21 protein-coding genes are annotated in these 25,021 nt (G+C 72.4%); 9 read left to right on the forward strand and 12 right to left on the reverse strand.

The features are described 5' to 3' along the window. Positions 1–24 precede the first annotated feature (24 nt). From Q5762_RS21100 to pdhA (Q5762_RS21110), 3 genes are read right to left on the reverse strand one after another with little or no spacing between them, the layout of a single operon-like run. Complete coding sequence (locus Q5762_RS21100) at positions 25–1,434, reverse strand: dihydrolipoamide acetyltransferase family protein (RefSeq protein WP_315893825.1); 1,410 nt, start codon at positions 1,432–1,434, stop codon at positions 25–27. A gap of 40 nt (positions 1,435–1,474) precedes the next feature. Next, positions 1,475–2,455, reverse strand: coding sequence for an alpha-ketoacid dehydrogenase subunit beta (locus tag Q5762_RS21105; RefSeq protein WP_315893743.1), 981 nt, complete (start codon positions 2,453–2,455; stop codon positions 1,475–1,477). 2 nt (positions 2,456–2,457) lie between these two features. Continuing rightward, on the reverse strand, positions 2,458–3,633 hold the full coding sequence (pdhA, locus tag Q5762_RS21110) for a pyruvate dehydrogenase (acetyl-transferring) E1 component subunit alpha (protein WP_315893744.1): 1,176 nt from the start codon (positions 3,631–3,633) through the stop codon (positions 2,458–2,460). Between the two features lie 337 nt (positions 3,634–3,970). On the opposite strand from pdhA (Q5762_RS21110), the gene Q5762_RS21115 reads away from it, so the two are divergent. The 3 genes from Q5762_RS21115 to Q5762_RS21125 all read left to right on the forward strand — a co-directional run bounded on the left by Q5762_RS21115 (position 3,971) and on the right by Q5762_RS21125 (position 6,241). Next, complete coding sequence (locus tag Q5762_RS21115; protein WP_315893745.1) at positions 3,971–4,639, forward strand: response regulator transcription factor; 669 nt, start codon at positions 3,971–3,973, stop codon at positions 4,637–4,639. 108 nt (positions 4,640–4,747) lie between these two features. Beyond that, positions 4,748–5,209: a pyridoxamine 5'-phosphate oxidase family protein gene (locus Q5762_RS21120; protein WP_315893746.1), complete on the forward strand. Its 462-nt coding sequence runs from the start codon at positions 4,748–4,750 to the stop codon at positions 5,207–5,209. Between the two features lie 15 nt (positions 5,210–5,224). Further along, positions 5,225–6,241, forward strand: a complete 1,017-nt coding sequence (locus tag Q5762_RS21125) for a phosphotransferase (RefSeq protein ID WP_315893747.1) — start codon at positions 5,225–5,227, stop codon at positions 6,239–6,241. A gap of 12 nt (positions 6,242–6,253) precedes the next feature. Here the strand turns inward: Q5762_RS21125 and Q5762_RS21130 are convergent, their stop codons facing one another. After that, entirely contained in the window at positions 6,254–7,840 is a 1,587-nt protein-coding gene (locus Q5762_RS21130) for a protein kinase domain-containing protein (RefSeq protein ID WP_315893748.1), read from the reverse strand. Positions 7,841–8,123: 283 nt separating this feature from the next. On the opposite strand from Q5762_RS21130, the gene Q5762_RS21135 reads away from it, so the two are divergent. Further along, a complete protein-coding gene (locus Q5762_RS21135; protein ID WP_315893749.1) occupies positions 8,124–9,773 on the forward strand; it encodes a protein kinase domain-containing protein in 1,650 nt (549 codons plus the stop codon). A 116-nt stretch (positions 9,774–9,889) separates the two neighbouring features. Here Q5762_RS21135 and Q5762_RS21140 read toward each other — a convergent pair whose 3' ends face one another. Further along, positions 9,890–10,579, reverse strand: coding sequence for a hypothetical protein (locus Q5762_RS21140; RefSeq protein ID WP_315893750.1), 690 nt, complete (start codon positions 10,577–10,579; stop codon positions 9,890–9,892). Between the two features lie 175 nt (positions 10,580–10,754). On the opposite strand from Q5762_RS21140, the gene Q5762_RS21145 reads away from it, so the two are divergent. From Q5762_RS21145 to Q5762_RS21160, 4 genes are all read left to right on the forward strand, one after another. After that, the gene (locus tag Q5762_RS21145) at positions 10,755–11,402 is read left to right on the forward strand and encodes a PadR family transcriptional regulator (RefSeq protein WP_315893751.1); all 648 of its coding nucleotides are present in this window, start codon (positions 10,755–10,757) and stop codon (positions 11,400–11,402) included. Between the two features lie 166 nt (positions 11,403–11,568). Next, the gene (locus Q5762_RS21150) at positions 11,569–12,303 is read left to right on the forward strand and encodes an ABC transporter ATP-binding protein (RefSeq protein ID WP_315893752.1); all 735 of its coding nucleotides are present in this window, start codon (positions 11,569–11,571) and stop codon (positions 12,301–12,303) included. After that, the gene (locus Q5762_RS21155) at positions 12,300–15,167 is read left to right on the forward strand and encodes an FtsX-like permease family protein (RefSeq protein WP_315893753.1); all 2,868 of its coding nucleotides are present in this window, start codon (positions 12,300–12,302) and stop codon (positions 15,165–15,167) included. Before Q5762_RS21150 ends, Q5762_RS21155 begins: the two co-directional genes overlap by 4 nt. A 101-nt stretch (positions 15,168–15,268) precedes the next feature. Beyond that, positions 15,269–15,814 carry a bacterial proteasome activator family protein gene (locus Q5762_RS21160; protein WP_315893754.1) on the forward strand — a complete coding sequence of 182 codons (546 nt, stop codon included), beginning with the start codon at positions 15,269–15,271 and terminating at the stop codon, positions 15,812–15,814. A 179-nt stretch (positions 15,815–15,993) separates the two neighbouring features. On the opposite strand, the gene Q5762_RS21165 is transcribed toward Q5762_RS21160, so the two are convergent. The 7 genes from Q5762_RS21165 to pdhA (Q5762_RS21195) form a co-directional block, all read right to left on the reverse strand. Beyond that, positions 15,994–16,983, reverse strand: a complete 990-nt coding sequence (locus Q5762_RS21165) for an NAD(P)H-quinone oxidoreductase (protein ID WP_315893755.1) — start codon at positions 16,981–16,983, stop codon at positions 15,994–15,996. Positions 16,984–16,993: 10 nt separating this feature from the next. Next, the gene (locus Q5762_RS21170) at positions 16,994–18,052 is read right to left on the reverse strand and encodes a potassium channel family protein (RefSeq protein WP_315893826.1); all 1,059 of its coding nucleotides are present in this window, start codon (positions 18,050–18,052) and stop codon (positions 16,994–16,996) included. A 4-nt stretch (positions 18,053–18,056) separates the two neighbouring features. Next, complete coding sequence (locus Q5762_RS21175; protein WP_315893756.1) at positions 18,057–19,496, reverse strand: molybdopterin molybdotransferase MoeA; 1,440 nt, start codon at positions 19,494–19,496, stop codon at positions 18,057–18,059. Next, a complete protein-coding gene (locus tag Q5762_RS21180) occupies positions 19,493–20,419 on the reverse strand; it encodes an NTP transferase domain-containing protein (protein WP_315893757.1) in 927 nt (308 codons plus the stop codon). Before Q5762_RS21180 ends, Q5762_RS21175 begins: the two co-directional genes overlap by 4 nt. 326 nt (positions 20,420–20,745) lie before the next feature. Then, complete coding sequence (locus Q5762_RS21185; protein WP_315893758.1) at positions 20,746–22,122, reverse strand: dihydrolipoamide acetyltransferase family protein; 1,377 nt, start codon at positions 22,120–22,122, stop codon at positions 20,746–20,748. Further along, positions 22,122–23,147 (reverse strand): alpha-ketoacid dehydrogenase subunit beta, encoded by a 1,026-nt coding sequence (locus Q5762_RS21190; RefSeq protein WP_315893759.1) that lies wholly within the window; start codon positions 23,145–23,147, stop codon positions 22,122–22,124. Before Q5762_RS21190 ends, Q5762_RS21185 begins: the two co-directional genes overlap by 1 nt. Next, positions 23,147–24,307, reverse strand: coding sequence for a pyruvate dehydrogenase (acetyl-transferring) E1 component subunit alpha (gene pdhA, locus Q5762_RS21195; RefSeq protein ID WP_315893760.1), 1,161 nt, complete (start codon positions 24,305–24,307; stop codon positions 23,147–23,149). The genes Q5762_RS21190 and pdhA (Q5762_RS21195) overlap by 1 nt, the downstream gene beginning before the upstream one ends. A gap of 178 nt (positions 24,308–24,485) precedes the next feature. On the opposite strand from pdhA (Q5762_RS21195), the gene Q5762_RS21200 reads away from it, so the two are divergent. Beyond that, positions 24,486–25,010 (forward strand): Lrp/AsnC family transcriptional regulator, encoded by a 525-nt coding sequence (locus Q5762_RS21200; RefSeq protein ID WP_399495217.1) that lies wholly within the window; start codon positions 24,486–24,488, stop codon positions 25,008–25,010. Positions 25,011–25,021: the final 11 nt, after the last annotated feature.

The following is a 25,021-nucleotide window of genomic DNA, read 5'->3' on the forward strand; positions in this document are numbered from 1 at the left end:
ACGTGAAACAAATCAGCGTGACCATCACGCCCAGGTGATGAGCCTCTTCGGCTGTTCCAGGATCGCGGCGACGTCCGCCAGGAACTTGGAGCCCAGCTCGCCGTCGACCACGCGATGGTCGAAGGAGAGGGCCAGCGTGGTCACCTGACGCGGCTTCACCTTGCCCTTGTGGACCCAGGGCTGGAGCTTGATCGCGCCGACCGCGAGGATCGCGGACTCACCCGGGTTCAGGATGGGCGTACCGGTGTCGACGCCGAAGACGCCGACGTTCGTGATGGTGAACGTGCCGCCCTGCATGGCCGCCGGGGTCGTCTTGCCCTCGCGGGCGGTGGCGACCAGCTCGCTGAGGGACTTCGACAGCTCCGGCAGGGTCTGGGCGTGCGCGTCCTTGATGTTCGGCACGATCAGACCGCGCGGGGTGGCCGCGGCGATGCCCAGGTTGACGTAGTGCTTGAGCACGATCTCCTGGTTCGCCTCGTCCCAGGCCGTGTTGATCTCCGGGTTGCGCCGGGCGGCGACCAGGACGGCCTTGGCGATGAGAAGCAGCGGGTTGACCCGCAGACCCGCCATGTCCTTGTCGGACTTGAGCTCTTCGACCAGCTTCATCGTGCGCGTGATGTCGAAGGTGATGAACTCGGTGACGTGCGGCGCGGTGAAGGCCGAGCCGACCATCGCCGCCGCCGTGGCCTTCCGTACGCCCTTGATGGGGGTACGCGTCTCCCGGGCGTCCGTGGACACCACGGCCGCGGGGGCGGGCGCAGCGGGTGCGGACACCGGAGCCGGGGCCGGGGCGGTGGGCGCCGGGGCCTCGACGGCCGGGGCGGGGGCCGCCGCAGCGTGGACGTCCTCGCGGGTGATGATCCCGTCCGGGCCGGTCGGGATGACCGCCGTCAGGTCCACACCCAGGTCCTTGGCCAGCTTCCGTACCGGCGGCTTGGCCAGCGGACGGCCGGCCGTGGCGGTAGCCGTAGCCGTGCCCGTGCCGCTCGTACCGCCGTGGCCGTTGAGCTCGCCCTGGATCGCGGTGGCGGCCTGCGCGGGCACCGCCGAGCCCTTGCGGGCACGGCGCTTGGTCGAGGTCGCGGCCACTCCGTAACCGACCAGAACCGGCTGCCGGCCCTGCGGCTCGGCCTCCTCGGCCTCCTCCTCGGCGGGGGCCGCCACTGCGGGAGCCGGGGCCTCGGCCACAGCCTCCGTCGGAGCCGGCGCCCCCCCGCCCACGTTCACCGAGATGATGACCTGGCCGACGTCGACCGTCGTGCCCTCGGCGAAGCGCAGCTCATGGACCGTGCCGTCGAACGGGATCGGCAGCTCGACGGCCGCCTTCGCCGTCTCGACCTCGCACACGACCTGGCCGTCGGCGACCGTGTCGCCCGGCTGGACGTACCACTTGAGGATCTCGGCCTCGGTGAGGCCCTCGCCCACGTCGGGCATCTTGAATTCGCGGATCGTCACGATGCTCTCCTCCAGCCCGTCAGTACGCCAGCGAGCGGTCGACGGCGTCGAGCACGCGGTCCAGACCGGGCAGGTACTCCTCCTCCAGGCGCGCCGGCGGGTACGGCGCGTGGTAGCCGCCGACCCGCAGGACGGGTGCCTCCAGGTGGTAGAAGCAGCGCTCGGTGATCCGGGCGGCGATCTCCGCGCCCGAGCCGTAGAAGACCGGGGCCTCGTGGACCACGACCAGGCGGCGGGTCTTCTCGACCGAGGTCTGGATCGTGTCGAAGTCGATCGGGGACATCGAGCGCAGGTCCAGGACCTCGATCGACTTGCCCTCCTCCTGGGCGGCCGCGGCGGCCTCCAGGCAGACCTTCACCATCGGGCCGTACGCGGCGAGCGTGAGGTCCGCGCCCTCGCGGGCGACCCGGGCCTTGTGCAGCTCGCCCGGGATGGCCTCGGTGTCGACCTCGCTCTTGTCCCAGTAGCGGCGCTTGGGCTCGAAGAAGATGACCGGGTCGTCGCTCTGGATGGCCTGCTGGAGCATCCAGTACGCGTCCGACGACGTGGACGGCGAGACGACCTTCAGGCCGGCGACATGCGCGAAGAGCGCCTCGGGGGACTCCGAGTGGTGCTCGACCGCGCCGATGCCACCGCCGTACGGGATCCGGATGACGACCGGCATCTTGATCTTGCCCAGCGCGCGGGCGTGCATCTTGGCGAGCTGGGTGACGATCTGGTCGTACGCGGGGAAGACGAAACCGTCGAACTGGATCTCCACGACGGGCCGGTAGCCGCGCAGGGCCAGACCGATCGCGGTGCCGACGATGCCGGACTCGGCGAGCGGGGTGTCGATGACCCGGTCCTCGCCGAAGTCCTTCTGCAGACCGTCGGTGACCCGGAAGACGCCGCCGAGCTTGCCGACGTCCTCGCCCATGATGAGGACCTTGGGGTCGTTCTCGAGGGCCGTGCGGAGCGACTCGTTGATCGCCTTGGCCAGGGGAAGCTTCTGTACGGCCATGGTTAGTTGCCCTCCTCGGCGAAGGACGCCTGGTAGGCGGCGAACTGCGCGCGCTCCTCGTCGACGAGCGCGTGCCCGTCGGCGTAGACATTCTCGAAGATCGCCATGTGATCCGGGTCGGGCATGGAGCGCACGGCCTCGCGGACCCGCTTGCCGAGCGTCTCGCTCTCCGCCTCCAGGGACTCGAAGAACGCCGCGTCGGCGTGGCCCTCGCGCTCCAGGTACGCCTTGAGCCGCAGGATCGGGTCCTTCGCCTCCCAGGCCTCGCGCTCCTCGTCGGCGCGGTACTTGGTCGGGTCGTCGGAGGTGGTGTGGGCACCCATGCGGTACGTGAACGCCTCGACCAGCGTCGGGCCCTCGCCGCGGCGGGCGCGCTCCAGGGCGGAGCGGGTCACGGCCAGGCAGGCGAGGACGTCGTTGCCGTCGACCCGGACGCCGGGGAAGCCGAAGCCCTGCGCGCGCTGGTAGAGCGGGACGCGCATCTGCTTCTCGGTGGGCTCGGAGATCGCCCACTGGTTGTTCTGGCAGAAGAACACGACGGGGGCGTTGTAGACCGCGGAGAACGTGAACGACTCGGCGACGTCACCCTGACTGGACGCGCCGTCACCGAAGTACGCGATGACGGCGGAGTCCGCGCCGTCCTTGGCGACGCCCATGGCGTAGCCGGTGGCGTGCAGGGTCTGCGAGCCGATGACGATCGTGTACAGGTGGAAGTTGTTGGTGCTGGGGTCCCAGCCGCCGTGGTTCACACCGCGGAACATGCCCAGCAGGTTCGCCGGGTCGACCCCGCGGCACCAGGCGACGCCGTGTTCCCGGTAGGTCGGGAAGACATAGTCGTCGTCGCGCAGCGCGCGGGCGGAGCCGATCTGCGCGGCCTCCTGGCCGAGCAGCGAGGCCCACAGGCCCAGCTCGCCCTGACGCTGCAGCGAGGTGGCCTCGGCGTCGAAGCGGCGGGTGAGGACCATGTCCCGGTACAGGCCGCGCAGCTCGTCGGCGCTCAGGTCGATGTCGTACTCGGGATGCTGGACGCGCTCACCCTCGGGGGTCAGCAGCTGAACCAGCTCGGGCTCGGAAGCCTGGGACTTCTTGGCGCTCGCGGCGGCGCCGGCGCCGGCTGCGCGCTTGGCGCCGCTGCTGCGTCGCGTCGTCTTGCGCGCGGCAGTGCTCTCCACGGTCACGTGCGTACTCCTCCGTCGGTCCGGCCCCCGGGGTTGCCGGGAAAGGCCAGTGCGGCTCGCCTTGTCCGGACGCGCGCACGGGGTGGGTGCGACTCGGCCGGGTCAGGCGTGACAGGTGCCCCGGCGAGCGCCCTGTCATAGGCACGTTACCCACTGCTTCGCATTACTGCGAAACCCCATTTGACCTGCGATTTTGCTTGGATTTCCAAGTAAATCGAGAAAAGCGGGAACAGTAGCTGGTCAGCGCGCTGGCAACAGCCTCGCAGGCCGCCGGAACACGGGCACGTTATCCCGCGCACCCCGGGCACGGGAAGAGCCAATATGTGAGACTGACCGCGTGCGCGAAGATGGAAAAATCCGGGTATTTCTGCTGGACGACCATGAAGTCGTCCGGCGCGGCGTCCACGAGCTGCTCTCCGTGGAGGACGACATCGAGGTGGTCGGGGAGGCGGGCACGGCGGCGGACGCCCTGGTCCGAATCCCCGCGACACGGCCCGACGTGGCCGTGCTCGACGTGCGGCTGCCGGACGGCAGCGGTGTCGAGGTCTGCCGCGAGGTGCGTTCGCAGAACGAAGACATGAAGTGCCTGATGCTCACCTCGTACGCCGACGACGAGGCGCTTTTCGACGCGATCATGGCCGGGGCCTCGGGTTATGTCCTCAAGGCCATCCGCGGAAACGAACTCCTTTCGGCGGTGCGGGACGTTGCGGCCGGAAAGTCCCTGCTCGATCCGGTCGCGACCGCACGCGTCCTGGAACGGCTGCGGGACGGAAACAGTCCGAAGGGTGACGACAGGCTCGCCAACCTGACGGAGCAGGAACGCAAGATCCTGGATCTGATCGGCGAGGGCCTGACCAACCGGGCCATCGGCGAGCGGCTCCACCTGGCGGAGAAGACCATCAAGAACTACGTCTCCAGCCTGCTGTCGAAGCTGGGCATGGAGCGCCGTTCCCAGGCCGCGGCGTACGTGGCCCGGATGCAGGCCGAGGCCGAGCGACAGCACTGAGGCCGAGGCCCGAGGGGCGGCACCGGCCCGATTCGGGACCTACGTCCCGGGCGGAGCGGGGCAGGGGCCCCTGTTCCGGTACGGCGGCGGTGGCGGAGAGTGGAAGCCATGTCCACCGAGGAGATCCGCGCCATCGAGCTGCTGAACCGCGTCTCGTACGGCCGGGTGGCGACGAGCATGCGCGCGATGCCGTTCGTCGCCCCCGCCCGGCACATCGTGGTCGACGGCGGCGTCCTGATCCGCATGCACCGCGGCCTCGGCTACCACCGGGCCTGCGCCGGGAGCGTCGTCGCCTACGGCGCGGACAACTTCAACTCCGGCGCCGAGAACCTCTGGTCCGTGCAGTTCACCGGCACCGCGGAGGTCGTCGAACCGACCGAGGAGCAGCTCGCCGCCTTCGGCCCCGCCCCCCAGGTCGTCGACGACGAACCCTTCGACGCGGTCTACCTGCGCATCGAGCCCCAGTTCGTGACGGTGCACCAGCTCGACTACACCAGTGACACCAGCGGCACCTGTGGCAGCAGGAGCACCAGCGGCACCAGCGAGCGACATCTCCAGCACGTAGCGTGATCTAACATCTGGCGAGTGCCGCGCTCATCTGAAACCCTCGCTCCGCCCGTCGGCGCCCTGCTGCGCCGCTACCGCGAGGCCGGCGAGCCGCTCTCCTGCGAACCCGTCACCCAGGGCCTCCTCAACCGCGGCTACCGCCTCTCCACCACCCGCGGCGCCTACTTCCTCAAGCAGCACCTCGACGCCCCGACCGCCGACCGGGACACCATCAGCCGGCAGCACCGCGCGACCCAGCGCCTGCACGCCCTCGGCCTGCCCGTCGCCCCGCCGCTCGCCGACTCGGCCGGCCGCACCGTCGCCGTCATCGGCGGCCGCTGCTACGCCCTGCACCCCTGGATCGACGGCCGCCACCGCGACGGCGCCCAGCTCTCCACGGGCGGCTCGCAGCGACTGGGAGCCCTCCTCGGGCACGTCCACACCTGCCTGGAGCAGGTCATGGAGTCCCCGCCGCCCGGCGACGGGCACGAGAGCGCCCGCCCCGAGGACACCCTCCGTGTCATCGACGAGCTCCTCCGCCTCGCCCGCGCCCACCGGCCCCGTACCGGCTTCGACGCACTTGCCGAACACCGCCTGCTGGAACGCCGGGGGCTGCTCGCCGAGCACGCCCACCGCCGCCCGCCGCGCGCCGCCTCGGCCGGCTGGGTGCACGGCGACTTCCACCCGCTGAACCTGCTCTACCGGGGCGCCGAACCGGCCGCGATCGTCGACTGGGACCGCCTCGGCGTCCAGCCCCGGGCCGAGGAGGCCGTCAGGGCCGCCGCCATCTTCTTCGTACGGCCGGCGGGCGAGCTGGCCCTGGAGAAGGTACGGGCGTACGCGCGGGCCTACCGGCGGGCGGCGGGCGCGGACGCGGCGGAGCTGGCGTCGGCGGTGCACCGGGTGTGGTGGGAGCGGCTCAACGACTTCTGGATACTGCGCTGGCGCTACCGGCTCCACGACCGAAGGGCCGACCCGCAGTTTCCTGCGGCGTCGGCCCTGGCGGTGTGGTGGACCCGCGAGTACGAGGCGGTACGCGACGCTTTCGCGGGGTGACGGACGGGTCCGTCAGGGGGTGGTGCCGGGGCCCGTGGGCTGCCCGGTGTTCCCCTGGATGGTCGTCGGCGGGTCCGTGGTGTCGTCGGTCGGGGTGTCGGTCGGCTCGTCCGTCGGCTCGCCGGTGTTGCCCCCGTCGTCCGAACCGTCGTCGGTCGGCGTCGGCTGGGTGGTCGGCGGGGTCGTCTGCGGCATCGTCGGCGGGGTCGTCTTCGGAGTGGGCGACGGGGTCCACGGCTGCTCGTTGCCGCCGCCCGTCGACGTGTCCGGCTCGTGCGTCTCCTGGCTCGGCTCCTGCGACGGCGTCGGCGTCTCCGAGGACGGGGTCGGCGAGTTGGTGATCGGCGTCGTCGGCTTGTCGCCGCCCGTGTCGGCCGCCTTGTCGAGCGCGTACACGACACCCGCCACGATCGCGATCATCGCGAGCGACAGGAACAGCAGCACCTTGCCGCGCCCGCCCTTGCCGCCGCCCTTGTGGTGGCCGTAGCCGCCGTCCTGGCCGTAACCGCCGTGACCGCCGCCGTCGTATCCGCCGTCGTTCGGGTTCATCGGCGGCAGGATCGGGCCCTGCGCGGTCTCGTGGTGCATCGGGTGCCCCATCGCCGTCGTCGCCGCGACGCCGCCGACCGGGGTATGACCGCCCTCGTGCATCTCCACCGGGCCCGTGTTCCACGTGCCGGTGTGACCGCCCGCCTGCTGGAGCATCTGCAGGCTGTACTGGATGAGGCCGCGCATCTCCTCGGCGCTCTGGAACCGGTCGTCCGGGTCCTTCGCCAGCGAGCGCATCACCAGCCCGTCCAGCTCCGGCGGCGAGGCGTGAGCCACGTCGGACGGCGGGACCGGGGCGTCCTGGACGTGCTGGTACACGACCGAGAGCGGGGTCTCGCCGGTGAACGGAGGCCGCAGCGCGAGCAGTTCGTACAGCAGACAGCCGGTGGCGTACAGGTCGGAGCGGTGGTCCACGGCCTTGCCGAGGGCCTGCTCGGGGGAGAGGTACTGCGGCGTGCCCATGACCATGCCGGTCTGGGTCATCGTCGACTGCGCGCCGTGCAGGGCGCGCGCGATGCCGAAGTCCATCACCTTCACCGCACCACCGTGCGTGATGATGACGTTGGCCGGCTTGATGTCCCGGTGCACGATGCCGTGCTGGTGCGAGTACGCGAGCGCCTCAAGGACACCGGAGACGATGATCAGGGCCTGCTCGGGGCCCGGCGCCTCGGCGCTGATCAGCAGGTCACGGATGGTGCGGCCCTCGACCAGCTCCATCACGATGTACGGCACGAACTGGCCGGCGACGACGTCCTCACCGGAGTCGTACACCGCCACGATCGCGTGGTGGTTGAGGCCGGCGACCGACTGCGCCTCGCGCGTGAAGCGGGCCTTGGAGACCGGGTCCTCGGCGAGGTCGGAGCGGAGCAGCTTCACGGCGACGGTCCGTCCGAGGCGGACGTCCTCGGCGGCGAACACCTCGGCCATGCCACCGCGACCGAGGCGGTGCGTGAGCCGGTACCGTCCGTCACCGACCACACCGCCGACGCCCCAGGACTCCGCGGCAGCGCCCGACAGGCCGCCGCCGCCTGCTTCGGATTCGGGTGCCATCAGTCCTCGCCGTCGTCTGTCTGTCGTGTGTGCGTCTGTCGTGTGGAGCCGTTCCGCGTCACGCTACAGGCTTCGTCCGACAACACGGTCCGAGTGGACCGGCCATCCAACCCCCCGTATGTACGCCGATGCAAATTCCGGCCGGTTCGTGTAACGCTTCCGAGACGCTTCTTGCGCGGAGGGTCACGGAACGGGCACCCGGCTTGACGTGTCGGTGCCCTGCGGCAGACTTGGCCAGGAAATTCACGATCAGCGCCGCCACGCGCGCGTAGGGGGAGCACGAATGAGCCAGGACGGCGCCCAGGGCCGCTATGCGGGCGGTTCGGTAGCGAACGGCCGATACCAGCTTCGCGACCTGCTCGGCGAAGGCGGCATGGCCTCCGTCTACCTGGCGTACGACAGCGCCCTGGACCGGCAGGTCGCCATCAAAACCCTGCACACGGAACTCGGCCGGGAACAGTCGTTCCGCGAGCGGTTCCGGCGCGAGGCGCAGGCGGTCGCGAAGCTTTCGCACACGAACATCGTCTCGGTCTTCGACACCGGCGAGGACACCCTCGACGGCGCCGTCATGCCGTACATCGTCATGGAGTACGTGGAGGGCCAGCCGCTCGGCTCGGCCCTCGCCGCCGACGTACGGCAGTTCGGCGCGATGCCGGCGGACAGGGCGCTCAAGGTGACCGCCGACGTCCTCGCCGCCCTGGACACCAGCCACGAGATGGGCCTGGTCCACCGGGACATCAAGCCCGGCAACGTGATGATGACCAAGCGCGGCGTGGTCAAGGTGATGGACTTCGGCATCGCGCGCGCCATGCAGTCCGGTGTCACCTCGATGACGCAGACCGGCATGGTCGTCGGCACGCCGCAGTACCTCTCCCCCGAGCAGGCCCTCGGCCGCGCGGTGGACGCCCGCTCCGACCTGTACTCGGTCGGCATCATGCTGTTCCAGCTGCTCACCGGCCGGCTGCCGTTCGACGCGGACTCGCCGCTGGCCATCGCGTACGCGCATGTGCAGGAGGAGCCGGTCGCGCCGTCGTCCATCAACCGCTCGGTGACCCCGGCGATGGACGCGCTCGTCGCCCGCGCGCTGAAGAAGAACCCGAACGAGCGGTTCCCGAGCGCCTCCGCGATGCAGGACGAGTGCCTGCGGGTTCTTTCGGCGGGGCAGACGAGCGCGCCGGTGATCGTGGCGGGCGGTCCGGTCAGCAGCGGCGCGGGCGTCGGCTCGGCGGTCTTCCCGCCGGTCGGCCAGACGCCGCCGCCGTCGACGCACGGTGTCCAGCACCCGTACGGTCCGCCGACACCGCAGCCGATGCCGCAGCCGGGTCCGTACGGTCCGCCGACGCCGGCCCCCGCGCCCTCGTACGGGTACCCGCAGCAGGTGCAGACCCCGCCGCCGGCCCCGATGTACCAGACGCCTGTCCCCGGGCCGTACTCCATGGCGCCGCAGCCCCCGACGTCCGGCGGCTCCGTCGGCACCTCCGGCGGGTCGCGGCGGAACGTGCCGATGATCGTGGGTGCGGCGGTCGCCGCGCTGCTCGTGACCGCCGGTGTGATCACCGCGATCACCCTGAACAAGAAGGACGACCCGGCGAACGGCGGGGGCGGCGACCCGAGCCAGAGCCAGTCGGCCGCGCCGGGGTACAAGGGTCCCGACCTGACCAAGACCATCGACGTGAAGAAGTGCACCGAGCCGCGGGAGTCGAGCGACGACCCGTCGAAGTTCGAGATCCCCGACTTCCGCTACAAGAACTTCCAGTCGGTCCAGGCCTGCATCCAGGCCGCTGGCTGGAAGCTCACGAAGCAGACCCCGGTGGACGAGGCGACGTACGGCGAGGGCACGGTGCTCAGCCAGTACCCGCCGGCCGGTGAGGACGCTTCGAAGGACGACGCCGAGTTCACCCTGGAGATCTCGACCGGCAACCCGGGTCAGTAGACCCTTCCGTAGTCCCTCTCCGGTGGGCGTCATCCCTGCGCGGGCGCCCGGATGCCGGAATTGTCCCGTCATGTGACGCTGAGTTGGATACCTCGGCGGCTCGGTACGGGAGGGGGTCACCCGGTGACTCCAGGACTCCGCGGCACGCGGACGCGGGCACTGCGGACGCGGGCGCTCGGCCCCGTGGTGGCGTGCTGGCTGCTGTTCGGCGCCGTACCGATGGCGTACGGGTACGAACGGCCGCCGGCACCGGCTGGTTCGGCCTCGGCCTCGGCCTCGAACAGGACGGCCGCGCCGTCGAAGCCGGTCCCGTCGGCCTCGAAGAGCACGCCGCCCCGCTCCCCGTCCGGCTCCGCCTCCGCTTCTCCGTCCGCCCCGCACGGGCGACCAACAGGCACCCCCGGCGCCTCCGGACCGTCCGCCGCGCCCTCCGCCTCGGCTTCCGCTTCGGGGCCGGCTTCGGCCCCGGCGTCCGGTTCGGCCTCCGCGGCACCCGGACCCAGCCCGTCCGGCTCGCTGGCCGGGCGTCCCGCCGGGGAGGGCCGCGAGCGGCCGGGCCGGCCCGCCTCGCCACGAGAGCCGCGCGACCCGGCGGACGACCCGTCGCGTACCAGAACGGAAACAGTCGAGGAGCGGCCCGAAGATCCGCCCGAGGACTCGGAGACGGCGGACGAGGCACTCGAAGCGGTACCGGAGGAGGACGCCACGCCCTCCGCTTCGTCGCCCGCGACCGTGCCCGCCGCCGCGCCCCGGCTCGGCTCCCGTACCGCCGCCACCGCCGCTGACCGGCAGATTCCCGTGCTCACACTGGGAGCCGGGCTCGCCCTGATGGGCCTCGGGATCGGCTTTCTCGGCCTCCGGATGCGGCGCCGCTGAGGTTCCGGTCCCGCCGCGCGCTCCCCGTGTCCCCCTTGAGTCGGATGCGGAAGCTCCGTCTCAGGTCGCTTGTCGGCGCCGACTTACTCGGTATACATACTGAGTATGTCGATCCGCCACGGGCTTCTCGCCCTCCTCGAACGCGGGCCTCGCTACGGCTCGCAGCTCCGTACGGAGTTCGAGTCCCGCACGGGCTCCACCTGGCCCCTCAATGTCGGCCAGGTCTACACGACCCTCAACCGTCTCGAACGGGACGGCATGGTCGCCCAGGACGGCGAGGACGAGGCCGGTCACGCGCTCTACTCGATCACCGACGACGGTCGCGAAGAGCTGCGGAACTGGTTCGAGAAGCCCGTGGACCGCACCAGCCCGGCCCGCGACGAGCTCGCCATCAAGCTCGCCATGGCCGTCGGAGCGCCCGGCGTCGACATCCGGGCCGTCATCCAGTCGCAGCGCCGGCACACCGTGAAGGCGATGCAGGACTACACCCGGCTCAAGGCCCAGGCCCTCGCCGCGCTCGAGAGCGGCGAGTCCCGGGAGCGTGACGATGTCGCCTGGCTCCTCGTCCTGGAGCAGCTGATCTTCCAGACCGAGGCCGAGGCCCGCTGGCTGGACCACTGCGAGGCCCGGCTGATCCGGCTCTCGATGTCCGCCGTCGGAGCGGGGGACCCACAGCCGCCGGAGGCGCCGCAGGCATCACCGGCCGCGTCCGCGCCGACCGCCGAGGAAGCGCGCCCGGCGCGGCGGCGCTGACCTCGCACACCTCCTCCCCGAACGCTCCCGCAGCTGCCCGAGCGTTCCGCACCATCCCGAGCGTTCACTCACCTCCCCGAACGCTCCCGCACCTTTCCCGCACCACCTCTCCATCCGCTCCGTACGGGGGCGCCATCCGCGTCCGTACGTCCAAGGGGGACCCCTCATGTCCACAGCGCAGCCCGTGCTGCAACTCCAGAACCTGACCCGCGTGCATGGCTCCGGCGCCACCGAGGTGCACGCCCTGCGCGGCATCGACCTCGCGGTCTACCCCGGTGAACTCGTCGCCGTCATGGGCCCGTCCGGCTCGGGCAAGTCGACCCTGCTGACCATCGCGGGCGGCCTCGACATCCCCACCTCCGGGCGGGTGATCGTCGAGAACACCGACATCACCACCGCCGGACGCAAGGCCCTCGCGGCCCTGCGCCGCCGCAGCATCGGGTACGTCTTCCAGGACTACAACCTCATACCGGCGCTGACCGCCGCCGAGAACGTCGCCCTGCCCCGCGAGCTGGACGGCACCTCCGCCCGTAAGGCCCGTGTCGAGGCCGTGGCCGCGCTGGAGGAGATGGAGCTCGGCCACCTCGCCGACCGCTTCCCCGACGAGATGTCCGGCGGCCAGCAGCAGCGTGTCGCCATCGCCCGCGCGCTGGTCGGCGACCGGCGCCTCGTCCTCGCCGACGAGCCCACCGGCGCCCTGGACTCCGAGACCGGCGAGTCCGTCCTCGCCCTGCTGCGCGCCCGGTGCGACGCCGGGGCCGCGGGCGTGCTCGTCACCCACGAGCCGCGGTTCGCCGCCTGGGCCGACCGGGTCGTCTTCCTGCGGGACGGCGCCGTCGTCGACCAGACCGTGCGCAGCGAGGCCGACTCGCTCCTCACCGGCCAGGCGGCCGAGCGGTGAACAAGTGGCTCCACTCATGGCGGGCCGCGGTCCGGATCGCGCGCCGCGACGCCTGGCGCTCCAAGGGACGCAGCTTCCTCGTCCTCGCGATGCTCGCCCTGCCCATCCTCGGCGTGAGCGCCGCGGATCTGACCCTGCGCAGTTCTGAACTCTCCACCGAGGAGAGCCTGAGCCGGACGATCGGCGCCGCCGACGCCCGGTTCGCCGACACCCATGTGGGCGGCGTGCCGATCCTCCAGGATCCGAGCGGCGACATGAACGTGCCGGCCGAGGACTACGGGGACAAGGCCTGGCCGACCGGTCGGACCGATGTCACCAAGACCTTCCCGGCCGGCTCCACGGTCCTCACCGACAGTTCCGGCAGCGCCAAGCTGACCACCGCCCACGGGCTGCTCCAGAGCGAGGTCCGTGAGCTGAAGGCCGGCGACCCGATCGCCCGGGGGATCATGACCCTCCGGGAGGGCCGCTTCCCGGAGAAGACCGACGAGGTCGCCGCGACCGAGCACTTCCTGGAGACCAGCGGGCTGTCCATCGGCTCCACCCTCTCCGCGCGCGGTGATGACCGGACGTTCCGGATCGTCGGCTCGTACGAGCTCCCCAACGATCTGAGCGCCGTCCAGATCAACGCCCTGCCCGGCGCGTTCCTGGAGTCGTACGCCAAGGTGCTCGCGAAGAACGGCATGGGCTCGGACGTGCCCTCCACCACGTACCTGGTGAAGGCCGCCGGTGGTTTCACGTGGAACACCGTCCAGAAGATCAACACAAAGGGCGTCACCGTCACCTCGCGCGCGGTCCTTCTGGACCCGCCCGCCAAGGCGGATGTGCCGCTCTACCAGAAGGAGGGCTGGGGCAGCTTCGAGGACAGCGCGGGCGCCCAGGCCGCCGAGCTCGCGGCCGCCGGCACGGTCGTCGGCCTCGCGATGCTGGAAATCTGCCTCCTGGCCGGGCCCGCGTTCGCCGTCGGCGCCCGCCGCTCGCGCCGTCAGCTCGGTCTGGTCGGCGCCAACGGCGGCGACCGCCACCACATCCGCGCCATCGTCCTGAGCGGCGGCCTCGTCGTCGGCGTCGCGGCGGCCGTCGTCGGCACCGTGCTCGCGCTGATCCTGACGTTCGCGCTCCAGCCGCTCCTGGAAGACGCGATGGGCCAGCGGTTCGGCTCCTTCGACGTCCGCCCGCTGGAGCTGCTCGGCATCGCCTTCCTGGCCGTGCTGACCGGTCTGCTGGCCGCGATCGTGCCGGCCGTCACCGCGTCCCGGCAGACCGTCCTCGCCTCGCTCACCGGCCGTCGCGGTGTCCGCCGCAGCAGCCGTGTGCTGCCGCTGATCGGCCTGGGCGCCGTGCTCCTGGGCGGCGCGATCGCGCTCTACGGTTCGATGGTCTCGGACCAGTTCGTCATCGTCGCCGCGGGCAGCGCCCTCGCCGAGCTGGGCGTGGTCGCCATGACACCGGCCCTGGTGGGCCTCTTCGGCCGCATCGGCCGCTGGCTCCCGCTCTCGCCGCGCCTCGCGCTGCGGGACGCGGTGCGCAACCGGGGCCGTACGGCACCCGCCGTCGCCGCCGTGCTCGCCGCGGTCGCGGGAACGGTCGCCGTCGCCACCTACGCGGCCAGCCTCGAGGCCCAGAGCGCGGCCGGCTACGAGGCGAAGCTGCCGCACGGCGCGGTCTCCGCGCTCGTGATCGAGGAGGGCGGCCGGGACGTCCCGCAGGTGCGTGACGCCGTACAACGGCTGCTGCCCGTCGACTCCCGCGCGGACGTCGAGCGCATCCTGGTCGGCAAGCCGGGCTGTGCCCCGTACAGCGACAGCCCGGGCTGCGGAAACATCCAGGTCCAGATCCCGAAGGCCAACGAGTGCCCGCTGTGGGCCACCACCGCCGACGGCTCCGACCCCTCCGAGAAGTTCACCAAGGAGCAGCGGCGCAAGCTCGCCAAGGACTGGCGCTGCACGGAGGAGAGCGGCGGTGATCTGCCCGGCGGCGCCTTCGTCGAGGGTGGCCTGCTGGTCGGTGACGCCTCGGTCCTGAAGGTCCTCGGGATCACGGACGCGGGCGCGCAGAAGGCCCTCGCCGAGGGAAAGGTCGTCTCCTTCGCCAAGGCGCCGATCGACAAGGCCGGCAAGGTCAACCTCAAGCTGATCACCGACAACAAGAAGGCGATGGAGGCCGACGAGGCGGGCAAGCCGGTCCCCGGTGAGGTCAAGGCCCTGCCCGCGCACCTGGTGACCGGGCAGTCCGCCTACGGGGTGCGGGCGCTCATCAGCCCGGAGGCCGCCAAGGCCGCCGGCTTCGCCACGGCGCCGCTCGGCTCGTTCTTCTCCACCGACGCGATGCCCAGCGAAGAGCAGCGGCAGAAGCTCGACGGCGAGATCGCCAAGATCGGCAGCGATGTCGCGCTCCACGTGGAGGAAGGATTCGTCAGCGACACGAGCATCGTGCTCCTCGCGCTGACCGTCTTCGCCGGCCTCGTCACCATCGGCGCCGCGGGCATCGCCACCGGCCTCGCCCAGGCCGACGCCGAGGCCGACCTGAAGACGCTGGCCGCCGTCGGCGCGCCCGAGCGGGTCCGCCGCACGCTCAGCGGCTTCCAGTGCGGGGTGGTCGCCGCGATGGGCGTGATCCTCGGGTCGGTGGCCGGTGTGCTCCCGGCGATGGGGCTGCGGCTCACCGAGGAACGCCAGGAGCTGCGCTTCTACCAGGAGGCGCTCGACCAGGGCTGGGGCATGTCGCTGGACACGCCGTACGTCCCGATCGTCGTCCCCTGGGAGACGCTCGCGGCGATGCTGATCGCCGTACCGGTGGGCGCCGCGCTCCTCGCGGCCCTGGTGACCCGCTCGCGCGGGGCGCTGGCCCGCCGCGAAGCGGCCTGACCGGGCGGGCTCGGCCCCTTTTGGTGCCCCTGGAGAAGGGTGGATCACCCTTCTCCAGGGGCACACCGTCTGGTGAGGCACGTGTGCGAGAGAATGGCGGCATGGAGATGCCGAGGAATGAACGGTCGCAGGAGACTCCCCAGGTCCTCATCGTGGGACAGGACGGGATGGCACTCGGCGGCGCTCAGGGTGACGACGAATCCCGCGAGGTCCCGGTGACGGAAATGGTCGAGCAGCCGGCGAAGGTCATGCGGATCGGCAGCATGATCAAGCAGCTCCTGGAGGAAGTACGCGCGGCTCCCCTCGACGAGGCGAGCCGGGTCAGGCTCAAGGACATCCACGCGAGCTCCGTGAAGGAGCTGGAGGACGGGCTCGCGCCCGAGCTGGTCGAGGAACTGGAGCGGCTCTCCCTGCCGTTCACCGACGAGGCGATCCCGTCCGAGGCGGAACTGCGGATCGCGCAGGCCCAGTTGGTGGGCTGGCTCGAAGGCCTCTTCCACGGCATCCAGACGGCGCTGTTCGCCCAGCAGATGGCGGCCCGGGCCCAGCTGGAGCAGATGCGGCGAGCGCTGCCCCCGGGCGCGCCGGTCGACGATGACGACGACAACGGCCGGGGCCACGCGATCCGTTCGGGCCCGTACCTGTAAGGCTCTTGGGCTCGCCTCCCGGTGAGTTCCCGTCGTGGCGCGAGGGCCCGGCACACCCACGGTGTGCCGGGCCCTCGCGTGTACTCGGCTGTCTGCACTGCCTTGTGCCCGGCCGAGTGCTCGCCTTTGGCCCGGCCGAGCGCTCGGCAGCGTGCTCAAGCGGGTGCTCGGCCGTGTGTTCAGGCGGGCTTGGGCGCCAGCAGCAGGACCTTGCCGACGTGGGATCCCGAGTCGAGGGCCCGGTGCGCCTCCGCGGCGTCCGGCATCTCCACCGTACGGTCGATCACCGCGCGTACCGCGCCGGAGGCGATCAGCGGCCAGACGTGCTCGCGCACCGCCGCGACGATGGCCGCCTTCTCGTGCAGCGGCCGGGCCCGCAGCGTGGTCGCCGTGATCGCGGCCCGCTTGGACAGCAGGGCGGCGAGGTTCAACTCGCCCTTCACGCCGCCCTGCAGACCGATCACGGCCAGCCGGCCGTTGACCGCGAGCGCCTTCACATTGCGTTCCAGGTACTTCGCTCCGACGATGTCCAGGATCACGTCCGCACCGGCGCCGTCCGTGGCCTTGCGCAGCTCCTCGACGAAGTCCTGCTCGCGGTAGTCGATCAGGATGTCCGCGCCCAGCTCGGCGCAGCGTGCGAGCTTCTCCGGTCCGCCGGCGGTGACCGCGACCTTCGCACCGACCGCCTTGGCGAGCTGGATCGCCATCGTGCCGATGCCGCTGGCGCCACCGTGCACCAACAGCGTCTCGCCGGGGCGCAGATGGGCGACCATGAAGACATTCGACCAGACCGTGCAGGTCACCTCGGGCAGCGCCGCGGCCGTCACAAGGTCCATGCCCTCCGGTACAGGCAGCAGCTGGCCGACGGGTACGACGACCTTCTCCGCGTACCCGCCGCCCACCAGCAGCGCGCACACCTCCTGGCCGACCGACCAGCCGGACACCCCCGGACCCAGGGCCGCGATCCGGCCCGAACATTCGAGACCGGGGTACGGGGACGTGCCCGGGGGCGGGTCGTAGAAGCCCTGGCGCTGGAGCAGATCGGCACGGTTGACGGCGCTCGCCACCACCTCGACGAGGACCTCGCCCTCGGCGGGCACGGGATCGGGCACCTCGGCCCAGACGAGGGCCTCGGGGCCGCCGGGTTCCGGAATCGTGATCGCATGCATGGCGGCGAGGCTACTCCGGAGGCGTCGACAGCGGGGTGACGGGCGCCGCGCGCACGATGGTGATCACACGGTCCGTCAACTGCAGCGGGCTGGCATGCGGATCGTCGTAACCGAGCAGCCGGTGCCCGCGCAACACGCTGACCACCAGGTCCTCGGTCTCCCGTACGTTCTTGCCCACCTCGGCCTTTATGACCGGCCGCTCGACCAGGTCGAGGCCCGTGCCCTGCTGGATCAGGTCCTCCATCACCGTGCCGGCGCTGGGGCTGAGCACGGAGAGCCCGAGCAGCCGGCCGGCCGCGCTGGCGCTGGTGATCACGGCGTCCGCGCCGGACTGGCGCAGCAGCGGCGCGTTCTCCTCCTCGCGTACGGCGGCGACGATCTTCGCGCCCCTGTTGAGCTGCCGGGCGGTGAGCGCCACCAGGACGGCGGTGTCGTCGCGCTGGGTGGCGATGACGATCTGACGGGCCTTCTGCACCTCGGCACGGATCAGCACATCGCTACGGGTCGCGTCGCCGACCACGCCGACGAATCCGTCCGAGTTCGCCGTCTCGATCACCTTGGTGGAGGGGTCGACGATGACGATCTGGTCCTTGCGCAGCCCGGTCGCGCAGAGCGTCTGGATCGCGGAACGGCCCTTGGTGCCGAAGCCGACGACGACGGTGTGGTCACGCAAGGTGGACCTCCAGCGGTTCAGCCGCCACTCCTCCCGGGTCCGCTCCGTGAGGACCTCGAGAGTGGTACCGACCAGGATGATCAGGAACAGCACGCGCAGGGGCGTGACGAGCAGGATGTTCACGAGCCGCGCCGAGTCGCTGTACGGGACGATGTCGCCGTAACCCGTGGTGGAGAGGGTGACGGTCGCGTAGTAGGCGCAGTCGAGGAAGTCGAGGGTGTTGTTGGCGTTGTCGTGGTAGCCGTCGCGGTCGATGTAGACGATGACCGTCGTCAGGGCCAGGACGCCCAGGGCCATCAACAGGCGCTTGGTGACCTGCCGCATGGGCTTCTCGACGACACGGCGGGGCATCCGGACCCGGGAGGGGGAGACCTTCTCGTCCGCTTCGCGTGCCATGACGTCACGGCTGGGAAGTTTCACGTGAAACACCCTCCTTCCGCGCTTGGGTGTCTGCCGGGGCGTGGCCGTATGTGCCTGGCCACGGGCCTGGCCAGGAGCCTGGCCACGGGAGGTCGATGATCTCCAGGGCGTCGCCTGGGCGGGCACCGCCGGGCGGGACGACGGCCATCCCGTCCGCCGCCGCGATCCCCCGGAGCATCGCGGGACCGTGGTAGCGCAGGGGGACGACCCCGTCGCCCCGGTGGACGACCGGGACGAGCCGGGTGTCGTACGGATGGCCCTGCACCTCGTCCGCCACGGGTACCCGGTACGGCGGCGCGTCCGGGGCTTCCGGGGCGCCCGCGAGGGCGCGGAGCAGCGGCTCGGCCAGGGTGAGCAGGCCCGAGACGGCGGCCAGGGGGTTGCCGGGCAGCCCGACGAGATGGCGGTCGGCGTCGAGGCGCGCGAGCAGCATCGGGTGGCCGGGGCGGACCTTCACCCCGTCGACGAGCAGGGTCGCGCCCGCCTTGGCGAGCACGGGGTGGACGTGGTCGACGGGGCCGGCGGCCGTACCTCCGGTGGTGATCACCAGGTCGGCGGGGGAGCCGGTGACGGCCGCCGCGAGGGCGTCGGCGTCGTCGCCGATCCGCCGGGTGGCGAGCACCTCGGCGCCCAGCGCGTTCAGCCAGGGGGCGAGCATGGGGCCGAGCGCGTCCCGGATCAGGCCGTCGTGGGGGAGTCCGGCGGTCAGCAGCTCGTCGCCGAGGACGAGGACCTCGACGCGGGGCCGGGCCCGGGTCGGCAGCTCGTCGTAGCCGGCCGCGGCGGCCAGGCCGAGGACGGCGGGGGTCACCGGGGTCCCGGCGGGCAGCAGCCGGTCACCGGCGCGGCACTCCTGGCCCCGGGGACGGATGTCCTGGCCCTGTACGACCCCGCGGAGGGCGTGCAGATGGCCGCTCGCGGCGGTGCGGGCGTGCTCGCTGCGGATGACCGCCGTGGCCTCGTGCGGAACGCGGGCGCCGGTGGCGATCCGTACGGCGGCGCCGTCGTCCAGCGGGGCGGCGGGGGCGTGTCCGGCGAGGACGGTGCCGTCCGCGCGGATCTCCCAGGGGCCGGGTCCGGCGACCGCCCAGCCGTCCATGGCCGAGGTGTCGAAGGACGGCAGATCGGTGAGCGCGCGGAGCGGCTCGGCGAGCACCTGGCCCAGGGCCTGGCCGAGCGGCGTACGGAGGGGTTCGCGCGCGGCCCCCACGGTGGCCCCGGCGCGGGCGGCGACGGCGCGGGCGGCGGGCCAGGGGGTGGCACGGTGGGGCTCGGCGTGGGCGGAGTCGGGTGTGGGGGCGCGGGCGTGGGCCGGGGCGGGGCCGGTGGCGGGGGCGGACCGGGGCTCCTCGCCACGCTGCGGCGCGACGAGGGCGATCACCTCGTCGACACCGTCGTCACCGCCGTCGTGGGGCGTCATCCGGCCGTGTCCCGCTCCGCCTCGGCGGACTTGGCGGCCTCGACGGACTTGGCGGCTTCGGCATCGGCTTCGGCTTCGGCGGCCCAGCGGTTGGCGAGGGCGGCGGCCTTGCGGGCTGCCTCGGCGACGGCCTCGAGTCCGCCGTCGCCACCGGCCTGGGCGGCGGCCTGCGCCGCCGCGTACCCGACCAGGAACGTGGTCAGCGGCGCGGCGGGGCGCGCCACCCCGTGGGCGGCGTCCCGGGCCAGATCGAGCAGGACGCCGGTGTCGACGTCGATCTCGATGCCCAGCTCGTCCTTGACTGCGGTGATCCATTCGTCCAGCACGTTCCCATGCTCCCTGATCCGGGCCCGGGCCGTGGCGATGTCCTCCCAGGTGTCGCAGTCGAAGGAGGCGAGGGGCCCTGCGGTGACCCGGACGATCCGCAGTCCCTGGGTGAGCAGACGCAGCGGCAGACCGGAGAGGGTGCCGTGCGCGGCGGTGAGGAGAGCAAGCTCACGGCGGAGCGCCTCGGTGCGGTAGGCGGCGACGAGCGGCTGGTCGCGGCCGTCGGCGTCGACGAGGAGGGCCGCGTCGGCGTCGGGCGCGGCGGTCAGGGCGTCGAGGAGCCGTCGGCCGGTCCCCGCGTCGAGGAACGGCAGGTCGGCGGAGAGGACGAGCACCGCGTCGGCCCCGACCTCGCGCACCCCGGCGTCGAGCGCGGCCAGCGGTCCCCCGCCGGGCGGCTCCTCCCGGGCCCACGCGACGGGCCGCACGGTCGCCCGCCGCCCGCCGACGACCACGGTGCGCCCGGCGCCCCGGCACCCGGCGAGCACGCGGTCGAGCAGCGCCCGTCCGCCGACCCGTACTCCGGGTTTGTCCGCGCCACCCAGCCGCTTCGCGGCCCCGCCGGCGAGCACGACGGCGTCATACAAGGTCGTCACCCCAGCAGTATGGGCCGCACCCGCCCCGACAGACCCCTGCCGTCTCACGGAGGAAGACAGGGCGATGCCTGAGCGAGGCCGCGCCGCACCCTGCCCGCGACGACCGCCGGGCGGGCACGGCGGGCATGGCGCGGTCGGGGCGGACGCAGTCGGGCAGTCGGGCGAGGCCGGGTTGGACGGGCTATGGGGACAGGGCGCCGTGGACGGGGCTACGGGGCCGACCCCGAGGGCACCTGCCAGGCCGACGCGCCCGGCGGCAACCCCTCCCGACCCCGGGCGACCCCGGTCGCCCGGGCCGCCCGGGCCGCCCCCGCCGCCCCCGCCGCTCAGAGCGTGCGGAGCAGGACCGCGGGGTGTTCCACGCAGTCGGCGACGTAGCGGAGGAAGCCGCCCGCCGTGCCTCCGTCGCAGACCCGGTGGTCGAAGGTCAGCGACAGCTGGACGACCTGGCGGACCGCCAGTTCCCCTTCGTGCACCCACGGCTTGGGGATGATCCGGCCCACCCCGAGCATCGCCGCCTCCGGGTGGTTGATGATCGGCGTGGAGCCGTCGACCCCGAACACCCCGTAGTTGTTCAGCGTGAACGTGCCGCCGGTCAGGTCCCCCGGCGTCAGCGTCCCCTGCCGCGCCGACTCCGTCAGCCGCGCGAACTCCGCCGTCAGCGACTCCGTCGTCCGCGTGCCCGCGTCCCGGACCACCGGGACGACGAGACCGCGCTCGGTCTGCGCAGCGAACCCGAGGTGCACGGACGGCAGCCGGACGATCTCCCGCGCCGCCATGTCCACCGTGGAGTTGAGCTCCGGATGGCGGGCGAGCGCGTGGGTGCAGATCCGGGCGAGCAACGCGAGCAGCGAGACCTTCGGTCCGCCGGCCGCGTTCATCGCCGCCCGCGCCGCCATGAGCGCGGTCGCGTCGGCGTCGACCCAGCAGGTCGCGTCGGGGATCTCCGTACGGCTGCGGGAGAGCTTGTCGGCGACGGCGCCCCGGATCCCGCGCAGCGGAATCCTCTCACCGGCGGCCACGACGCCCACCGCAGTCGCGGCGCGCGCGGCAGGAGCCGGGGCGGCGGCGACCGTCACAGCGGCGGCCAGGGCCGACTCCACGTCCGCCCGCAGGATCAGCCCGTCCGGTCCCGACCCTCGCACCTCGCGCAGATCGAGCCCCTTGTCCCGGGCGAGCTTCCGCACGAGCGGCGAGATCACGGGCACGGGCCCGTCGGCGACCGCCGGAGCGGGGACGGACGCCGGGGCAGAGGCCGCCGGTGCCAGAACCGGGGCCGGGGCCGGGGCCTGAGCCGGCGCCCGGCCCGCGGGGCTCTCGTGCCGCACCCGACGCCGTCTGGCCGCCGGTCCGGCCGTGCCGTACCCGACGAGCACGTTCCCGGAGTACTCCGAGGACTCGGCGGCCGCCGCCTCCGCGGACACCGATGCCGCCGCCGATTCTGCCGACTCCGCCGTGCCGCCGACCGCGACCGTCAACAGCGGCGAGCCGACCGGCAGTTCCGTGCCCTCCTCGCCGAAGCGGGCGGTCACCACACCCCCGTAGGGGCAGGGCACCTCCACCATCGCCTTGGCGGTCTCGACCTCCACGACCGGCTGGTCGATGGCGACGACGTCGCCGACGTTCACCAGCCAGCGCACGATCTCCGCCTCGGTGAGCCCCTCGCCGAGGTCGGGCAGCTTGAACTCAAGGACCTGCGCCATCAGTTCCCCGCCTCCCACTGCAGCCGCGCCACCGCGTCCAGGACCCGGTCCACGCCCGGCAGGTGGTGCCGCTCCAGCATCGGCGGCGGGTACGGGATGTCGAAGCCCGCGACCCGCAGGACCGGCGCCTCCAGGTGGTGGAAGCAGCGCTCGGTCACCCGCGCGGCGATCTCGCCGCCCGGCCCGCCGAACCCGGCCGACTCGTGCACGACGACCGCCCGTCCGGTGCGCCGCACCGACGCGCAGACCGTCTCGTCGTCGAACGGCACCAGCGAGCGCAGATCGACCACCTCCAGGTCCCAGCCCTCGCCCCGAGCGGCCTCCGCCGCCTCCAGGCAGACCGGCACGGACGGCCCGTACGTGATCAGCGTCGCGCTGCGGCCGGTCCGCCGCACCACGGCCTTGCCGATCGGCTCCACGGGCGTCGGCGCCTCGGGCCGCCAGTCGGACTTCGACCAGTAGAGCCGCTTGGGCTCCAGGAAGACGACCGGGTCGTCGGAGGCGATCGCCGCCCGCAGCAGCCCGTACGCGTCCTCGACCGTGGCCGGGGTGACGACATGGAGACCCGGCGTCGCCATGTAGTACGCCTCGGAGGAGTCGCTGTGGTGCTCCACGCCGCCGATCCCGCCGCCGTACGGCACGCGGATCACCAGCGGCATCGGCATCGCGCCCCGCGTGCGGTTCCGCATCCGGGAGACGTGGCTGATCAGCTGCTCGAACGCCGGGTAGGCGAAGGCGTCGAACTGCATCTCGACGACCGGCCGCAGCCCGTACATCGCCATGCCGACGGCCGTGCCGAGGATGCCGGCCTCGGCGAGCGGGGTGTCCGTGCAGCGGTCCTCGCCGAACTCCTTGGCGAGGCCGTCCGTGACCCGGAAGACGCCGCCGAGCGTGCCGACGTCCTCGCCCATCACATGGACGGTCGGGTCCTCGGCCATCGCGTCGCGCATGGCCCGCTGAAGCGCCTGCGCCATGGTGGCGGGCTTGGCCGCGGTCTTCTCGGCCGTCTTCTGCGCGGTGGTCATCACGCCTCGCTCTCGGCGTCGAGCTCGGCCCGCAGCTGCGCCGCCTGCTCGCGCAGTTGTGCCGTCTGCTCGGCGTAGACGTGCGCGAACAGATCCATCGGATCCAGGACCGGTTCGGCGTTCATCCGCTCGCGCAGCTGCGCCGCCATGGTCTCGGCGGCCTCGGCCGCCGCCCGCCTGCCGTCCTCGTCGAGCAGACCACGCTCTGTCAGATCCCGCTCCAGGAGCAGGATCGGGTCGTGCGCCCGCCAGGCCTCGACCTCGCTGTCCCCGCGGTAGCGGGTCGCGTCGTCGGCGTTGGTGTGGGCGTCGATCCGGTACGTGATGGCCTCGACCAGGGTCGGTCCGCCACCCCGCCGCGCGCGTGCCACGGCCTCGGTCAGCACCTGGTGGACGGCGACGGCGTCGTTTCCGTCGACGAGCCGGCCCGGCATGCCGTACCCGACGGCCTTGTGGGCCAGCGAGGGGGCGGCGGTCTGCTTGGCGAGCGGCACGGAGATCGCGAAGCCGTTGTTCTGCACGAGGAAGACCACCGGGGCCTGCCAGACGGCCGCGAAGTTCAGCGCCTCGTGGAAGTCGCCCTCGCTGGTGCCGCCGTCGCCGACCATGGCGAGGGCGACCACGTCGTCGCCCTTGAGCCGGGCCGCGTGGGCGAGGCCCACCGCGTGCGGGAGCTGGGTGGCGAGCGGCGTGGAGAGCGGCGCCACGCGGTGCTCGCGCGGGTCGTACCCGGTGTGCCAGTCGCCGCGCAGCAGCGTCAGCGCCTGCACCGGGTCCAGGCCGCGGGCGACGGCCGCGAGCGTGTCGCGGTACGAGGGGAAGAGCCAGTCCCGCTCCTCCAGGGCCAGCGCGGCCGCGACCTCGGCGGCCTCCTGCCCGGTGGTCGACGGGTACACGGCCAGTCGGCCCTGCTTGGTGAGCGCCGTGGCCTGCGCGTTGTATCGGCGGCCGCGGACCAGCTCGGCGTAGAGCCGCCGCAGCAGCTCGGGGTCGGTCTTGGTGACCGCGTCCGTGCCGAGGACGCGGAAGGGCTCGGCGTCGGGCAGCAGCGGCGCGGGGTCGATCCGCGGCTTCCACGCCGGCGGCGGGGTGGGCCGGTAGGCGGTCGGGGCACCGGGCGGCTCTTGGACTGTCGAACTGCGCTGTTGCAACGAGTCCACCTCCTCGTGGGAGCGGGCATAAGACCCGAAGGCGGGTGGCGCGAAATGTGGCGCGCCTCACCTACCGATTGTTCGGTCGTGGAGGCATTTTGGCTACAGGCACCCTCAGCCTGTGGACAATCGGTTCTCCACAGCCTGGGATGGAGACATGTCGTCCATGAATGAGAGGTGGGGGGACATGGCGGATGAACAAATGGCCGACGGCTGGGAACAGGCACTGCCCCAGAGCCCGGCCGGAGCACAGCAGGGCCCGCCGGCCCGTCCGCTCGACGCGATCGACCGGGACATCCTGCGCATCCTGCAGACGGACGGTCGCGCCTCGATACGCTCCGTGGCCGAACGGGTCCACGTCTCCCGGGCCAACGCCTACGCGCGGATCAACCGGCTGATCGACGACGGCGTGATCCGCGGCTTCAGCGCCCGGGTCAACCACGAGCGCGCGGGGCACGGCGCCTCGGCGTACATCACGCTCAAGATCGTGCAGAACTCCTGGCGGACCGTGCGCGAGCAGCTCCAGGCACTGCCGGGCGCCGCGCACATCGCGCTGGTCAGCGGGGACTTCGACGTGCTCCTGCTGGTGCACACGCCGGACAACAGGACGCTGCGCGAGCTGGTGCTGACCAAGCTCCAGTCGATTCCGGAGGTCCTGTCCACCCGCACCCTGCTGGTCTTCGAGGAGACGGACCTCGATCCGGACCACTGACGGTCCGGACC

It is taken from the genome of Streptomyces sp. P9(2023) (genome assembly GCF_032436795.1).
GTDB lineage: Bacteria > Actinomycetota > Actinomycetes > Streptomycetales > Streptomycetaceae > Streptomyces.

What these genes read in the sequence shown, in the direction of transcription:
- Q5762_RS21100 (WP_315893825.1), bottom strand. Translation starts at nt 1,434, where the DNA reads ATGCCCGACGTGGGCGAGGGCCTCACCGAGGCCGAGATCCTCAAGTGG.
- Q5762_RS21105 (WP_315893743.1), bottom strand. Translation starts at nt 2,455, where the DNA reads ATGGCCGTACAGAAGCTTCCCCTGGCCAAGGCGATCAACGAGTCGCTC.
- Q5762_RS21120 (WP_315893746.1), top strand. Translation starts at nt 4,748, where the DNA reads ATGTCCACCGAGGAGATCCGCGCCATCGAGCTGCTGAACCGCGTCTCG.
- Q5762_RS21130 (WP_315893748.1), bottom strand. Translation starts at nt 7,840, where the DNA reads ATGGCACCCGAATCCGAAGCAGGCGGCGGCGGCCTGTCGGGCGCTGCC.
- Q5762_RS21135 (WP_315893749.1), top strand. Translation starts at nt 8,124, where the DNA reads ATGAGCCAGGACGGCGCCCAGGGCCGCTATGCGGGCGGTTCGGTAGCG.
- Q5762_RS21145 (WP_315893751.1), top strand. Translation starts at nt 10,755, where the DNA reads ATGTCGATCCGCCACGGGCTTCTCGCCCTCCTCGAACGCGGGCCTCGC.
- Q5762_RS21150 (WP_315893752.1), top strand. Translation starts at nt 11,569, where the DNA reads ATGTCCACAGCGCAGCCCGTGCTGCAACTCCAGAACCTGACCCGCGTG.
- Q5762_RS21160 (WP_315893754.1), top strand. Translation starts at nt 15,269, where the DNA reads ATGGAGATGCCGAGGAATGAACGGTCGCAGGAGACTCCCCAGGTCCTC.
- Q5762_RS21165 (WP_315893755.1), bottom strand. Translation starts at nt 16,983, where the DNA reads ATGCATGCGATCACGATTCCGGAACCCGGCGGCCCCGAGGCCCTCGTC.
- Q5762_RS21170 (WP_315893826.1), bottom strand. Translation starts at nt 18,052, where the DNA reads ATGGCACGCGAAGCGGACGAGAAGGTCTCCCCCTCCCGGGTCCGGATG.
- Q5762_RS21175 (WP_315893756.1), bottom strand. Translation starts at nt 19,496, where the DNA reads ATGACGCCCCACGACGGCGGTGACGACGGTGTCGACGAGGTGATCGCC.
- Q5762_RS21185 (WP_315893758.1), bottom strand. Translation starts at nt 22,122, where the DNA reads ATGGCGCAGGTCCTTGAGTTCAAGCTGCCCGACCTCGGCGAGGGGCTC.
- Q5762_RS21190 (WP_315893759.1), bottom strand. Translation starts at nt 23,147, where the DNA reads ATGACCACCGCGCAGAAGACGGCCGAGAAGACCGCGGCCAAGCCCGCC.
- Q5762_RS21200 (WP_399495217.1), top strand. Translation starts at nt 24,486, where the DNA reads ATGGCGGATGAACAAATGGCCGACGGCTGGGAACAGGCACTGCCCCAG.